At 40.3% G+C, this 13617-nt stretch carries 17 protein-coding genes and 1 pseudogene; 11 read left to right on the plus strand and 7 right to left on the minus strand.

From position 1 onward, the window contains the following. Positions 1–11: 11 nt before the first annotated feature. The 3 genes from AAEO50_RS07870 to AAEO50_RS07880 form a co-directional block, all read right to left on the minus strand. Complete coding sequence (locus AAEO50_RS07870; RefSeq protein WP_341982237.1) at positions 12–2783, minus strand: EAL domain-containing protein; 2772 nt, start codon at positions 2781–2783, stop codon at positions 12–14. Between the two features lie 229 nt (positions 2784–3012). Further along, on the minus strand, positions 3013–4065 hold the full coding sequence (gene selD, locus AAEO50_RS07875) for a selenide, water dikinase SelD (RefSeq protein WP_341982239.1): 1053 nt from the start codon (positions 4063–4065) through the stop codon (positions 3013–3015). Further along, positions 4012–4164: a hypothetical protein gene (locus AAEO50_RS07880; RefSeq protein WP_341982419.1), complete on the minus strand. Its 153-nt coding sequence runs from the start codon at positions 4162–4164 to the stop codon at positions 4012–4014. The genes selD and AAEO50_RS07880 overlap by 54 nt, the downstream gene beginning before the upstream one ends. A gap of 109 nt (positions 4165–4273) precedes the next feature. Here AAEO50_RS07880 and AAEO50_RS07885 point away from each other — a divergent pair. Further along, positions 4274–4459 (plus strand): annotated as a pseudogene (locus tag AAEO50_RS07885) (Rdx family protein); the annotation flags it as partial. A gap of 38 nt (positions 4460–4497) precedes the next feature. On the opposite strand, the gene AAEO50_RS07890 reads toward AAEO50_RS07885, so the two are convergent. Continuing rightward, positions 4498–4905 carry an Hsp20/alpha crystallin family protein gene (locus AAEO50_RS07890; protein WP_341982241.1) on the minus strand — a complete coding sequence of 136 codons (408 nt, stop codon included), beginning with the start codon at positions 4903–4905 and terminating at the stop codon, positions 4498–4500. A gap of 99 nt (positions 4906–5004) precedes the next feature. Here AAEO50_RS07890 and selA point away from each other — a divergent pair, with 99 nt between their 5' ends. Next, positions 5005–6429: an L-seryl-tRNA(Sec) selenium transferase gene (gene selA, locus AAEO50_RS07895; RefSeq protein ID WP_341982243.1), complete on the plus strand. Its 1425-nt coding sequence runs from the start codon at positions 5005–5007 to the stop codon at positions 6427–6429. Between the two features lie 49 nt (positions 6430–6478). On the opposite strand, the gene AAEO50_RS07900 is transcribed toward selA, so the two are convergent. Continuing rightward, positions 6479–6742 carry a hypothetical protein gene (locus AAEO50_RS07900; RefSeq protein WP_341982245.1) on the minus strand — a complete coding sequence of 88 codons (264 nt, stop codon included), beginning with the start codon at positions 6740–6742 and terminating at the stop codon, positions 6479–6481. A 118-nt stretch (positions 6743–6860) separates the two neighbouring features. Here AAEO50_RS07900 and AAEO50_RS07905 point away from each other — a divergent pair, with 118 nt between their 5' ends. Further along, positions 6861–6998, plus strand: a complete 138-nt coding sequence (locus AAEO50_RS07905) for a small acid-soluble spore protein P (protein WP_032088517.1) — start codon at positions 6861–6863, stop codon at positions 6996–6998. Positions 6999–7111: 113 nt separating this feature from the next. Here AAEO50_RS07905 and sspO read toward each other — a convergent pair whose 3' ends face one another. Further along, entirely contained in the window at positions 7112–7261 is a 150-nt protein-coding gene (gene sspO, locus AAEO50_RS07910) for a small acid-soluble spore protein O (protein ID WP_341982247.1), read from the minus strand. 328 nt (positions 7262–7589) lie between these two features. On the opposite strand from sspO, the gene acnA reads away from it, so the two are divergent. The 7 genes from acnA to AAEO50_RS07945 all read left to right on the plus strand — a co-directional run bounded on the left by acnA (position 7590) and on the right by AAEO50_RS07945 (position 12852). Then, positions 7590–10298, plus strand: a complete 2709-nt coding sequence (gene acnA, locus AAEO50_RS07915) for an aconitate hydratase AcnA (RefSeq protein WP_341982249.1) — start codon at positions 7590–7592, stop codon at positions 10296–10298. Positions 10299–10459: 161 nt separating this feature from the next. Continuing rightward, complete coding sequence (locus AAEO50_RS07920) at positions 10460–11059, plus strand: TlpA disulfide reductase family protein (RefSeq protein ID WP_341982251.1); 600 nt, start codon at positions 10460–10462, stop codon at positions 11057–11059. Positions 11060–11145: 86 nt separating this feature from the next. Further along, entirely contained in the window at positions 11146–11292 is a 147-nt protein-coding gene (locus AAEO50_RS07925; RefSeq protein ID WP_341982253.1) for an FbpB family small basic protein, read from the plus strand. 154 nt (positions 11293–11446) lie between these two features. After that, positions 11447–11590 carry an acid-soluble spore protein N gene (locus tag AAEO50_RS07930; protein ID WP_175989349.1) on the plus strand — a complete coding sequence of 48 codons (144 nt, stop codon included), beginning with the start codon at positions 11447–11449 and terminating at the stop codon, positions 11588–11590. 82 nt (positions 11591–11672) lie between these two features. Further along, positions 11673–11906 (plus strand): small acid-soluble spore protein Tlp, encoded by a 234-nt coding sequence (tlp, locus tag AAEO50_RS07935; RefSeq protein ID WP_341982257.1) that lies wholly within the window; start codon positions 11673–11675, stop codon positions 11904–11906. A 173-nt stretch (positions 11907–12079) separates the two neighbouring features. Then, on the plus strand, positions 12080–12496 hold the full coding sequence (locus AAEO50_RS07940) for a thioesterase family protein (protein WP_341982259.1): 417 nt from the start codon (positions 12080–12082) through the stop codon (positions 12494–12496). 50 nt (positions 12497–12546) lie between these two features. Further along, positions 12547–12852, plus strand: coding sequence for a hypothetical protein (locus AAEO50_RS07945; protein ID WP_341982261.1), 306 nt, complete (start codon positions 12547–12549; stop codon positions 12850–12852). A gap of 43 nt (positions 12853–12895) precedes the next feature. Here the strand turns inward: AAEO50_RS07945 and AAEO50_RS07950 are convergent, their stop codons facing one another. Continuing rightward, positions 12896–13186, minus strand: coding sequence for a HesB/YadR/YfhF family protein (locus AAEO50_RS07950; protein WP_341982263.1), 291 nt, complete (start codon positions 13184–13186; stop codon positions 12896–12898). A gap of 130 nt (positions 13187–13316) precedes the next feature. Here AAEO50_RS07950 and AAEO50_RS07955 point away from each other — a divergent pair, with 130 nt between their 5' ends. Next, positions 13317–13577, plus strand: a complete 261-nt coding sequence (locus AAEO50_RS07955) for a hypothetical protein (protein ID WP_341982265.1) — start codon at positions 13317–13319, stop codon at positions 13575–13577. Positions 13578–13617 lie beyond the last annotated feature (40 nt).

The following is a 13617-nucleotide window of genomic DNA, read 5'->3' on the forward strand; positions in this document are numbered from 1 at the left end:
GGTTTTTTGTATCAATGAGAAATGGCATACTGCATTTTATAGTTCTCATACCAGTGTTTAAATTCCCAAGCGGTGAGAGGTATGCTGTAATAATATCCTTGAGCAATAATATCGCCTTTTGAAACAAGGTAATCCACTTGTTTTTTCGATTCCACTCCCTCACACACAACGGTGCTTTCCAATTTCTTAGTCAAATCCAGAATACTGTCAAGAAATGCTCTGTCCCTGTCTGATTCCACATGATCAATAAACACTTTGTCGATTTTAATTTTATGAAGAGGCAGCTCTTTCATTTGCCGTAAGGAAGAATATCCTGACCCGAAATCATCAAGAGCGAGTTTGATTCCCATCTTTTCAAGCTCGGTCAATGTCTGCAATGTCTGGCTTGAATATTCAAAGAACACATCTTCGGTAATCTCAAGTTCAATATATTCACTGGAAACATTCCATGCTTTGAAGTACTTGTTTAATACTTCGGCAAAACTTGAGTTAACAATAGTGGAAGGGGAGATATTAATCGCCATTTTCATACGCGGCATACCTTCTTCAGTCCAACTATTCTGCTGCTCCAAAGCTTTCTTTATCACCCAATGAGTCACTTCATCTATCATGCCGTTGTTTTCACAAAGTGGAATAAACTCAGCCGGTGATATCATCCCCAGTACAGGGTGGACGTATCTGAGAAGAACCTCAACACCTGCAATTTCATTGGATTGCACATGAATCTGCGGTTGATAAACAAGAAAGAAATGATTTTGCTCAAGTGCTACCCGCAATCCATTTTCTATCGTTGTTCGGCGGCTGTAGGTCTCTTCTATAATACTTGTATAAAATGAGGACGTATTTCTACCTTTCGATTTAGCATGATATAACGCCTGATCCGCATGTGCAAGAATCGATTTGAAATCTTTCCCGTCCATTGGATAACGAGCAATACCGATAGAAGATGTGGTAATGAATTCATGTTGTTTTATCTTCCAGGCTTTCTGAAGTGCTTTTAGCAATTTGTCAGATCTGCTTTTAATGTGTTCTATATTATTACAAGGCAGGATAAGAGCAAACTCATCTCCGCCAAGACGTGAAAAAAATTCATCTTTATCAATATTATCCTTTACACGTGCAACGAAATCGATCAATAATTGATCTCCAGTATCATGACCAAATGTATCATTTACCCATTTAAATCTGTCAAAATCCAAAATCATGACCGAAAACCCACCTGTTTCCTCTGAAAACTCTTTGATCTTTTCTTCTAATCGAGAAGAAAAATAGCCTCGATTTGGTATATGCGTAAGAGAATCATGATACGCGAGGAACCTCAGTTTCTCTTCTAATTCGATTCTCTCAGTAATTTCACGAGAGGTTACAAGATAATATTGTTCTCCAGACTCTATGATCGGAACCACGGAAGATTCCAAACAAATATAGTCACCGCTTTTCATCTTATACCTGAATATTTCATTAGAAGGAAGACAGGTCTTTTTTATTGTTGCAAAAGTACGTTCAGCTTTTTCACGATCATCAGGATGAATAAGGGCCAATGCGTTATATTGAAGTAATTCTTCTTCTTGATAACCTAACGTGTTGAAATGAGAAGGAGAAACAAATTTAGGAGTACCTGATGAATCCATTAAGAGGATCAGTTCTCTGCTGAATTCAGATACGAGACGATAATGATTTTCTTTTTCTGATAGTTTAAGTTTCAAGTGAACGTTTTCAGTTATGTCCTGAATGATTGCATACACACCGTTGATTTTTTCCTGATACACAATCGGAAAACTTTTTACTTTTATCGTGAGTTCTTCATTTATACCTGAGATGATTTTCGTTTGAAACTCTGCGGTGTTCCCTCTTAGGGTAGAAAAAAAGTTAGTAAGCGCTTCTTTATGATATTTCTTCGGAACAAAAGCACGGTAGGATTTATTAATGAGTTCTTCCAAGGGATACCCTGTTATTTTTTCTGCTGCAGGATTGCAGTTCACAACTCTTCCTCTAGAATCGAGCGCATAAATGGCATAGGGATTTTGATGGAAGAGGGAGTGTAACCGAATTCGTTTAATATCCTGTTCGCGCCTCATTCGCTGATTTGATAGCATTTGAAAGATAAACCCCGTTACTATCAGAATGAATGCGGCAATTGACACTAATATAAACGTTTCTCTTTCTGTCATAAGAAAAGCAGGCTGCACTGCTTCAGGGCTAGCCCATAAAACAAGGCTCTTCAGACAAAGATAATTCATGATCAGAATGCCCAATCCAAGGGAAGAAGTGCTTCTAAGAATATTGGTTGAAGCATTCAAACCATCGAATATGAAGTAAAAAGCTGCCAAGCTAATAAGAAAGGGTATTACAAGGGAAAGAAAAACGATCTCCCACTTAATATCCACCTGTACGTTCCACATTGAATACCCATAAATAACATGAACGAATTTAATCGTTCCCGTAAATGCCACTGCACTGCCCGTTACCGCTCTCCACTTGAAATCAGTGGAATGAATCATATGATAAGCAAGGAAACATCCTCCTGCAGCCACAATAAACCCAATGATGAAATACAGTTGATTATAGTATATTGGATTATCGTATCTGATGACTGACACATATTGTATAGACCAGATTGTCAAACCTAAAAGAACCGGACTAAACCATTTTTTCAGACGGGGAAACTTATGGTTTTCTCCACTCTGATGAAATAGCTGAATGGAAGTATAGCTTCCTGAAAAAGAGAGTAGGGCTATAAAAAATAGAGTAAAAGGTTCATAATTAAATGTGATTAAATCCATATATGTAAATTTCCTCCTTATACCATAGATACATCATAGAAAAGGGAGGGGGTGCCGTCAATCATAAAAGAAAAAATATGTGTTTATTAATATTGGAAATAAGATGTTTTTTAACTGAAAAGAAATCCATTGAGAAGAATGAAGAAGAATAATCAAAAGAAAACTTCTTACATAAAGAAAGTGAGCCCCGAGTGAAAATACCATCTCACAAGAAGCTCACTATGCTCTATTACTTTAAAACATAAATGGATTTATCTTTTTTATCAGTTACTTCCCCGATCAGCCAGGCTCCATCAGCATAGTCATTCATTTCCTCGATGTATTTATAGGCCTGTTCTCTAGGCATGCTTACCATTAAACCTCCGGATGTAATGGCATCACAAAGGATCAGCTGTTCATCTGTTGTAAGCGCAGAGTCATAGGTGACATCACCCTGCAGCCAAAGGTGATTCGCTTTGGATCCGCCCGGAATAACCCCTGCTGCCGCAAGTTCTTTAGTTCCCGATAACTGAGGGATCGATGAGTAAGAAAGTTGAAATGTTACATTACTACCTTTCGCCATTTCAAAGGCATGGCCTAAAAGTCCAAATCCTGTTACATCGGTGACAGCGTTGACTTGATACTTTTGTAAAATCTCTGCCGCCTTCTTGTTTAATAAGCTCATTGCTGCCACTACTTCAGCTTCCTGCTGTATCGTCAAAGACTGACGTTTGATACCTGTCGTCAATATCCCTGTGCCGATTGGTTTCGTCAATACGAGTACATCTCCCGGATGGGCGCCTTTATTCGTCCAATACTTTTCCGGATGAACGATGCCCGTTACACTTAATCCGAATTTCGGCTCCGGATCATCGATTGAATGGCCGCCGGCTGTAATGGCACCCGCTTCTAATACTTTCTTCTGAGCACCTGCAAGGATTTGAGTTAACACCTCACTGCCCAGTTTTTTAATCGGGAAGCCGACGATATTTAACACAGTTTTCGGTGTGCCGCCCATGGCGTACACATCACTCAAAGCATTTGCTGCTGCAATTTGACCAAACAGATAAGGGTCATCGACGATAGGGGTGAAGTAATCGACGGTTTGAACAAGAGCGATATCATCCGTTAATTGATAAACACCCGCATCATCAGAGGATTCATTTCCTACTAACAATTCTTTTGTTTCCGGTTGGGGAGGCAGCTGACGCAAAACTTGCGCCAAGTCGCTTGGACTTAATTTGCATCCTCAGCCAGCTTTAGAAGATAGAGCCGTCAAACGGATGATCTCTTCTTTACTCATAGCTTTCACTCCCTTTATGTATGGATATCTATATTGTACAGGAAACATAGGAGAACGAGCAAAATTTGCAAGGGGACATTCCTTTGTGATTTGCGTCAATAAATTGTCTCCTCTAGAATGTAGTAAAGGACAAAAAAGAAGGGGAGTTGATTATATGAAAAAAGCAAAAATCAAAATCGAATTCTGTTTGAGGTGAAACTACTCACCAAAAGCCGCGAGTTTCGCGGAACAGTTATTCACCCATTTCCGCTACGATATTGAGGAAGTACTTCTTATTCCTTCTTCCGGCGGAGCCTTTGAGATATTCGCAGGAGATAGCCGGATATACTCCAAACTGGATACAGGAGTATTTCCAGATATTAATGAAATCATCAACAAAATCGAAAGCATGTAACCATTAGAAAAAGCCTGGGAAGCCCAGGCTTTTTTATTTTAGAGAGAATGGTGATCATCGTCACAAATTCCTTGGACTCGAATAATTAACGAAGTATTCTCTGAACATTCGTGTTTCGGAATTTTGATTTCAATCGTATGGTGCTCTAAAGAATAGCTCAATCTTCTTTGACGGAGGCAAAAGGGAAATTCAATATCCCTGTTCCGTGCTTTCAATTCATTTTTTAACCTGATTGAAATGACAAGCCGGTGATCTTTTTTCATCAGAATTAATTCATCCGGACAAATATTTTCAGTTTCTACTTCAATTATGAATGCGTCTGTCGTGTCGAGGAAGTCTATTCGAAATTCTTTTTCATCTAGCCGAACTGTTTCAGGATCCAGTAACCATTCCTTCATTCTCTCTTCCCAGTTCTCTAAATAAAAATCTTCCTTGTCCTTACCCATTTACATCTGACCCCTAACTTCTCTTTTACACATTCTATTCTTTCTGCATTAAATGGTGAGGGTGTTATAATGGGAGAAAAGTTATAAGGAGGGGGAATCATGAAAGCACTGCTGAGACAAATCCCGCCAATCCATGAACTTCAGAATACAGCGGAATTTGTTCGCTTCATCACTACACAGGACCTTTCCCTCGAAAAAGGGACCGAGATAGTGAAAGAAAGTGTAGCCCTTATAAGAAAAAGAATCCTGGAAGACTTGTGGGATGGCCCTTCTCCTGATACAGGTCGTTTTCTTCATGCAATCTTCACTCAGGCCGCCCTTATTAAAAAGGAGAAACTCTCGCTATCTTTACATAAAGTCATCAATGCGAGTGGAACGGTTCTACATACGAATTTAGGCAGAGCACGTATGGGCCAGGAAACAATTGAGCACATGAGTAAAGTGGCAAGTTCCTATTCAAATCTTGAATATCAACTCGAAAATGGAAAAAGAGGGTCTCGCCACACACATGCAGAGAAATTCATATGTGAATTAACAGGTGCCGAGGCTGCAATGGTCGTTAACAATAATGCTGCAGCTGTGTTTCTCGTTCTTACTGCACTTGCCAAAAACAAGGAAGTGATCGTATCACGAGGGGAACTCGTTGAAATAGGAGGTTCCTTCCGTGTCTCATCCATCATGGAAGAAAGCGGAGCAAAATTAGTGGAAGTCGGCACAACGAATAAAACTCATTTAGGTGATTATCAAGAACATATCCGAGAAGAAACAGCGATGATCATGAAAGTACATCAAAGCAACTTTGTCATAAAAGGATTCACTTCATCAGTTGTTACTGAAGACCTTGTTAATCTGACAAGTGAGCATGAGCAGGTGATCTATTATGAAGATTTAGGAAGCGGGGCCCTTTATGACTTTTCAAAACGTGGAATCGGGCAAGAGCCGCTAGTAAGAGAGGTGATCCAGCAGGGATCCGACCTCGTATCATTCAGTGGAGACAAGTTATTGGGAGGACCCCAAGCAGGCATCATCGCAGGGAAGAAAAATATTGTGGACATATTAAAAAAACATCAGCTTGCCCGTGTTTTGCGTGTCGATAAGATGACACTTGCTGCACTTGAAATGACTCTTCTTCATTATCTGCAAGAAGAAGAAGATAAGATACCTGCCATCTACGCCATAACCCGGTCGAAAGATGAAGTGATGCAGCAATCCATCGAGATGATTGCACAATTAAAACAACGGAATGTTCCTTTTACATTTGAACTGATGGAAGGCAAAAGCCAAGTTGGCGGGGGGACCATGCCAGAAGTTGATTTGGATACATGTCTTATTTCTCTTTCTCATGATCGTTATTCTTCACATGAATTACACAAAGAATTGAGGCTCCAGGAACCTTCCATCATCACGAGAATTCAACAGGATCGCCTGCTTCTCGATTTAAGAACCGTTTCACGCGATGAAATGGATGAATTAATTGAAGTTCTTTACAATCTAAGCAATGATATAGACCGAGAGAACAATTAATTCAATAAAAAAGGCACATTCCATTTTATTTGGAAGTGCCTTTTCTGTTTTATTGTTGCTGTCCATTGACTTCAGTTACGATCGATTCAAGGTCTGACTTGAATTTTTGCAGCTGTTCTTTCTGTGTGTCTGAAGCTACCTCAAGAGCATTATCAATTTGCTGATACGCTTCGTTCACTTCATTTCGAAGGTGTGAAAGCTGTAAGCCATAGCTGCCGCCGTCAAGAACTAATTCATTCACCGTGTTTTGCACGTCTGTGAATCCCTGCTGTGCGGCTTGAAACGCTTGCTGTTTATTTTTATTATAAGGCATTATTTATCTCTCCTTCAAAGTAAAATCGCCTTTATATTATAGGCATTTTTGCACAGTTTTATACGAATGCATAAACTTTCATCACCAAATCCATTCTAAAGAAGAGGAGGGATGGATCATGAACAAAAATGACAGCAAAGACATGAGAAAAAACGCACCTAAACAATCCGGGCAGCCAGAACCGTTAAGCGGCTCCCACAAAGTGAAAAATCAAAACCATACCCGTCAAAAGCACAATAGTAATCACGATATGTAATTTACAAAAAACTCTGCAGTTGAATGTGCAGAGTTTTTTGTTTATTTTCCTATAGAAAGGGTAAGTGAGAAGGGAGTCTGACTATAGGGAGGATTCACCTTCTGTAAAGATGACTATTGATTTGTTTTGCGCTTTTTATTGTTCTGTCGCTGAGCTTCCGTTAATGGCTCATTGGAGTATTCTTCGTTATAACCGGCACCCTTGCCCTGAGCTTTAGCTGCGTTCATGCCATTTATCACGTGATTTGCTTTGCGTTTGGCCAATTGAAACACCTCCATAAGAATAGAATGCCACCATGACCATTCCGCTATTAGAGGAAAACCCTAACAAGCCCGTTTATTTTTTCGGAATAATAATTTTATTCCGCCGACAACTTTTGACATGGACAATAATCCTTCAATACCAATATTTTGTTAGAAAACAAAAGGTGTTTAGACATTCGGATAAGTAAAACTTATCAAAAACAATAACTTTATTGTTATTTACTTATGTAATCGCTTGTATTAATATTGTTATTGTGAGAAAAGTTCGTTAGTTATGAACGAAGACTTTTCGACTTAATGTGTATATGTAGTTAGAGGGGGAATCGAAATGGCAAAGAACGATGTATTTAATGCACGATCTTCTTTCGAACTGGAAGGAAAACGTTATCATTATTATCGCTTAAAAGCACTTGAAGAAGCAGGCGTTTCAAACATTAATCGTTTACCTTACAGTGTGAAGGTATTACTTGAATCAGTACTGCGTCAGTTTGACGGACGTGTGATCAATAAGGAACACGTGGAAAACCTGGCAAACTGGGGAGCAGCAAACAAGGATGCAGAGGTTCCATTCAAGCCTTCACGTGTCATCCTTCAAGATTTCACTGGAGTTCCGGCTGTTGTAGACTTGGCTTCATTACGTAAAGCCATGGCTGACATTGGTGGAGATCCTCAAAAGATCAATCCTGAAATTCCGGTTGATCTCGTAATTGACCACTCTGTACAAGTTGATAAATACGGTACAGCAGATTCATTACAAGCAAACATGGATCTTGAATTCGAACGTAACGCAGAGCGTTATCAATTCTTGAGCTGGGCACAGAAAGCATTTGAAAATTACCGTGCTGTTCCGCCTGCTACAGGTATCGTCCACCAGGTCAACTTAGAGTACCTGGCAAACGTTGTTCACGCTGTTGAAACAACAGAAGGCGATTTTGAAGCATTCCCGGATACTCTTGTTGGTACTGACTCTCATACAACGATGATTAACGGTATCGGAGTTCTTGGCTGGGGTGTTGGTGGAATTGAAGCAGAAGCTGGTATGCTAGGTCAGCCTTCATATTTCCCGATTCCTGAAGTTATTGGTGTTAAATTCACTGGCGAGCTTCCAAATGGAGCAACAGCCACTGACTTGGCACTGAAAGTAACTCAAGTACTTCGCCAAAAAGGTGTAGTTGGTAAATTTGTTGAATACTTCGGACCAGGGGTTGCTACACTGCCATTGGCAGACCGTGCAACAATCGCCAACATGGCTCCTGAATACGGCGCAACTTGCGGATTCTTCCCTGTGGACGCAGAATCACTTGATTACTTACGTCTGACAGGCCGTGACGATACGCACATCAAGATGGTGGAAGAATATTTGAAGCAAAACGAAATGTTCTTCACACCTGAGAAAGAAGAACCAACTTACACTGATGTAGTGGAAATCGACCTTTCCAAAGTGGAAGCGAACCTATCAGGACCAAAGCGTCCACAGGATTTAATCCCGCTTTCCGACATGAAAGAAACTTTCCATAAATCCATCACAGCTAAAGAAGGCGTGCAAGGCTTTGGTCTGGATGCTTCTGAAATTAACAAAAAAGCTAAATATACTACTGAAGACGGCAAAGATGTAACTATGCCGACAGGTGCAATCGGTATTGCTGCAATCACTTCTTGTACGAATACATCGAACCCATATGTAATGCTTGGGGCAGGTCTTGTCGCCAAGAAAGCTGTTGAACTTGGAATGGACGTTCCTGATTTTGTAAAGACATCCCTGGCTCCTGGCTCTAAAGTTGTAACTGGCTACTTAAGAGATTCCGGATTACTTTCTTACCTTGAGCAAATTGGATTCAACCTTGTAGGTTACGGATGTACAACATGTATCGGTAACTCCGGTCCATTACGTCCTGAGATCGAAAAGGCTGTATCTGAAGCAGATCTACTTTTAACTTCTGTTCTTTCAGGTAACCGTAACTTCGAAGGGCGTATCCATCCGTTAGTGAAAGCAAACTATCTTGCTTCACCACCGCTTGTCGTGGCTTATGCTTTGGCAGGTACTGTTGATATCGATCTTCAAAAAGATCCAATCGGCAAAGACAAAGACGGCAACGATGTATTCTTCAAGGATATCTGGCCTTCTCAGGATGAAGTGAAGGATGTTGTTAAATCAACAGTAACTCCTGAACTATTCCGCAGAGAATATGAGCATGTATTCACTGAAAACGAGCGCTGGAATGAAATCAAGACAAGTAACGAGCCTTTATACAGCTTTGATGAAAAATCAACTTACATCCAAAACCCGTCATTCTTTACAGGTTTGGCACCAACTCCTGAAGATATCCAAGGATTGAATGGTCTTCGAGTTGTAGGTAAATTCGGTGACTCAGTAACGACTGACCACATTTCACCTGCAGGTGCGATAGGTAAAGATACACCAGCCGGTAAATACCTGCGTGCTAACGGCGTAGAGCCACGTGATTTCAACTCTTACGGTTCTCGACGCGGTAACCATGAAGTAATGATGCGTGGTACGTTTGCCAACATCCGTATCCGTAATCAAATTGCTCCAGGTACAGAAGGCGGATTCACCACTTACTGGCCTGAAGATGAAGTTATGCCTATCTATGATGCATGCATGAAATATCAAGAAGACGGCACTGGCTTAGTTGTACTGGCAGGAAAAGATTACGGTATGGGATCTTCTCGTGACTGGGCAGCTAAAGGTACCAACCTTCTTGGAATCAAAACAGTTATCGCAGAAAGCTACGAGCGTATTCACCGCTCCAATCTTGTGATGATGGGTGTTCTTCCACTTCAATTCAAACAAGGCGAAAGTGCTGAAACTCTTGGCTTGACTGGAAGAGAAACAATTTCTGTTAACATCACCAACGATGTTAAGCCTCGTGATATCCTGACTGTCACAGCTGTTGCTGAAGATGGTACGAAGACAGAATTTGATGTGCTTGCACGCTTTGATTCAGAAGTTGAAGTAGACTACTACCGTCACGGCGGTATCCTTCAAATGGTACTTCGCGGCAAGTTCCAAGCATAATGAATAATGAAAGCCCTGAGAATTTTTTCTCAGGGCTTTTTTGTGATAGAAATCAATAAAAATATGCGTCTAATCTGAAAACAAATCATTAAAAAGACTAATCTGAGACAAGCTTACATAAGATGTTAATAATAACTATTCAGAAGGGGAGAGACGAGCTGTTGAAATCATTTTTCGGGGTTATGCTTGTCGCATTATTGGTATATACACTTTATGTTGACAATACCTCACGTCCTGATGTATTTACGAAAGAACAATTTGAGCAAGCTTCCGCTAATCAACCTTACGACCAGTTAATTGATATTGAAGAAGGGGAAGTGGCAAACAGTTCCGAACCAGCTGATCATTTTCCCGGCCCGACTGTGGGGGATAAAGCAATCGATTTCAAACTATCGGACCTGTCTGGAAAAGATGTGACATTATCACAATTTAAAGGGAAAAAAGTGATAATAAATTTCTGGGCGACCTGGTGCCCGCCATGTAAAGAAGAAATGCCCGTTATGGAGGAATTCTACAAAAAGCATGGCGAGAACACCGAGATACTTGCGATCAATATAGATCCTCAATATAACGTAAAGGAATATCAGGAATCCATGGGACTAACTTTTCCCATCCTTCTCGACAAAGACGATAAAATCAATAAAGCTTATGATATCCTTACCGTGCCGACAACGTTTGTAATCAGTGAACAAGGCATCATAACCCACAAACAAATCGGCGCCCTCACCACGCTTGATGCCTTCAACGCTATAGTTAATTGAAGGGCCTCCTTTGTGACTTTTGTTTAAAATATCAGAAATTTGGATATACTATTTATACAAGTCATAAAAGAGAGTGAGGTTTCCTTATGCGCAGACCTAGAAAGAAATCATTCGCAGATCTGGTGAAAGAGAACAAAAAACAGTTACTCCATGATCAAGATGCAATGAATGCAATTGAAGAAAGAATTGACGCACGTTTTGAAATCAAGCGTCCGCTGAATAAAGCCGAGTAATCATTTACGAGGCTTTATTTTTATTTTGAGCAACTATCCTAACTTGCCGCAGTAACCACAACCTCCTCCAACCAGCCAAAAATTCATGCTGCCAATTATTACGCCTAAACTTCCTCACCAAAATGGAAATGATAGTACTAAGGGGGGAACAACATTGAGTAATCCGAAAAGAAACAATAAACATTTCAATCCGAACCATATAGGAACACAATCAAGAGAAGCTGGCGGCAATAAAGGGAAGCAAATGCAGGATACCTCAGGAAAACATGCACAGGTAATCCAGACAAAAGGTGAATAATATCCTTTCGTTAGATGAAAAATAATCGAGGGACTGACCACAGGGCAGGCAGTCTTCAACACATCTTTAGGAGGAATGTAGGATGGCATGGAACAGTAAACCAAATCCGGATGATCGAAGTGATAATGTAGAGAAGCTTCAAGGTATGGTACAACATACGATTGAAAACATGGAAAAAGCAGAAGAGTCCATGGCTTTCACTGATAGTGAAGAGCAGCTTCAATCTATAAAGGCTAAAAATGAACGCCGCCGCGAGAGTCTGGAAGCATTCCGAAGTGAAATCAAAGATGAAGCCGGTCAAAATGATAACCGGTAAATTTCTAATCAAATGACAGGAAAACAACACGTATATAAGCCGCGAATATGCTTGATATATAAGCATATTCGCGCTTTTTTCTTGCAACCCTCTTTTAAGCGTATTTATACAATGAAGGTAAATTCTGTGATACTATAACTTTATTGCATTAAATATACAGAGAGGTGAATGAAATGCATATCTCAGAAAACACAGTACAAGTAAGGTACGCGGAGACGGATCAGATGGGGGTCGTGTATCACGCAAACTATCTCGTCTGGATGGAACTTGGCAGAACAAAGCTAATTGAAGATTTAGGATTTAACTACGCTGATATAGAAAAGGATGGGATTCTTTCTCCAGTCGTCGATTTGAACATCAGCTACAAAACTCCTGTACGATACGGAGAAAAAGCCCTTGTGAAAACTTGGGTTGAAGACTATGACGGTATCAGGATTACATATGGTTATGAAATTTATAACGAAGAACATCAGCTAGCGATTAGTGGGCAATCAAAACACGTTTGTGTCAAAAAGGAAAGCTTCCGTCCCATTTCAATCCGCAGAATGTTTCCAGATTGGCATGAAGCGTATGAAAAAGCTAAAAGATAGAAGGCTTCAGGTATTATTTGCAGAGCGAATGAAGATAAGGGGACAGCATCATGGCATTTGGGGTGAATCGAAAAGAATTGAATGCGTGGAAAGAAAGGGTCGGAAGCGGTGAAGTGGCCTTTATTACTCACTTTTGGGTAGATGAGCGGTTTCCGAATATCCGGTGCGTCACTAAAGCTGGGTGTGCAGATATCGACAGACTTACTTTATGGGGAAAGAAATATGGCCTAAAGGAAGAATGGATTCATAAGCGTAACGACGGCTTTCCTCATTTTGATCTTATGGGGGAGACTCAGCTGCATATCTTGAAAGAGGAAGGGCTGCAGGATCATATTAAACGTTTTCTAGAGAAATAAAGAAAGGTTAAGCCGGATGATTCATTTCGGCTTAACCACTCACTTACTTTTTATATTCATAAAGGGGCTCTTCAAGTTCTTGATCAAATTCCACATATAAATCGTGTCCGTCAAAGTACCAAAGGTCTCTTTCTTCCACAAAAAATATACGGTTATCAAGTTCGAGAATCTTACCGGCATCTATTGGTTCTTCCTTATTTACACCTAAAGAAAAACTGTCATGCAGAGCACTGGAACCTCCATATCGCACATAAAAACGAACATACTCTCCTTCATCAACCAGCATTTCGTTTTTAAACCAATTTAGGGCGTCTTTAGAAATATGTATTTTCATCGCTACAGGCTGACTCCTTTCCCTACATTCATTCTGGGACCATCCGGCTTGGACAAGCTGGGGGCCGTTTTTATATTATAAACATAAAGGACGCAGAACATCTACTAATTCGCACAGGAGTTGAATCACAATGAAAACACAAACCTTTCTATATTATATTGGAGCCTTTATTTTTGGAGGACTGGGTATATTGACGTTCCTTCAGCTCGATAAAGCAAGCTACAAGATGGAAGCAGCAGCATTTATCATCGCCGGTGCTGTCATTTATTATGGGATGGTGATTCTCTATTATAGAAGCAGGAAAAATACCTTTTTATTGGTTAATTTAGCTCTAGCCGTTCTTGCCCTTGGGGGAATATTTTTTAATGACGTACTGTTTGGCGGTCATTAAACTGACAATTGAAAAAAGCTGGCGTCTTTCAGCAGACGTC

The sequence above is a fragment of the Rossellomorea oryzaecorticis genome, from assembly GCF_038405515.1.
Classification (GTDB): Bacteria; Bacillota; Bacilli; order Bacillales; family Bacillaceae_B; genus Rossellomorea; species Rossellomorea oryzaecorticis_A.

Coding starts and splice junctions, on each gene's coding strand:
- selA (WP_341982243.1), top strand. CDS start 5,005: ATGAAAGCACTGCTGAGACAAATCCCGCCAATCCATGAACTTCAGAAT.
- AAEO50_RS07955 (WP_341982265.1), top strand. CDS start 13,317: ATGAAAACACAAACCTTTCTATATTATATTGGAGCCTTTATTTTTGGA.
- AAEO50_RS07870 (WP_341982237.1), bottom strand. CDS start 2,783: ATGGATTTAATCACATTTAATTATGAACCTTTTACTCTATTTTTTATA.
- AAEO50_RS07890 (WP_341982241.1), bottom strand. CDS start 4,905: ATGGGTAAGGACAAGGAAGATTTTTATTTAGAGAACTGGGAAGAGAGA.
- AAEO50_RS07945 (WP_341982261.1), top strand. CDS start 12,547: ATGGCATTTGGGGTGAATCGAAAAGAATTGAATGCGTGGAAAGAAAGG.
- AAEO50_RS07950 (WP_341982263.1), bottom strand. CDS start 13,186: ATGAAAATACATATTTCTAAAGACGCCCTAAATTGGTTTAAAAACGAA.
- tlp (WP_341982257.1), top strand. CDS start 11,673: ATGGCATGGAACAGTAAACCAAATCCGGATGATCGAAGTGATAATGTA.
- AAEO50_RS07940 (WP_341982259.1), top strand. CDS start 12,080: ATGCATATCTCAGAAAACACAGTACAAGTAAGGTACGCGGAGACGGAT.
- AAEO50_RS07925 (WP_341982253.1), top strand. CDS start 11,146: ATGCGCAGACCTAGAAAGAAATCATTCGCAGATCTGGTGAAAGAGAAC.
- AAEO50_RS07900 (WP_341982245.1), bottom strand. CDS start 6,742: ATGCCTTATAATAAAAATAAACAGCAAGCGTTTCAAGCCGCACAGCAG.
- acnA (WP_341982249.1), top strand. CDS start 7,590: ATGGCAAAGAACGATGTATTTAATGCACGATCTTCTTTCGAACTGGAA.
- AAEO50_RS07905 (WP_032088517.1), top strand. CDS start 6,861: ATGAACAAAAATGACAGCAAAGACATGAGAAAAAACGCACCTAAACAA.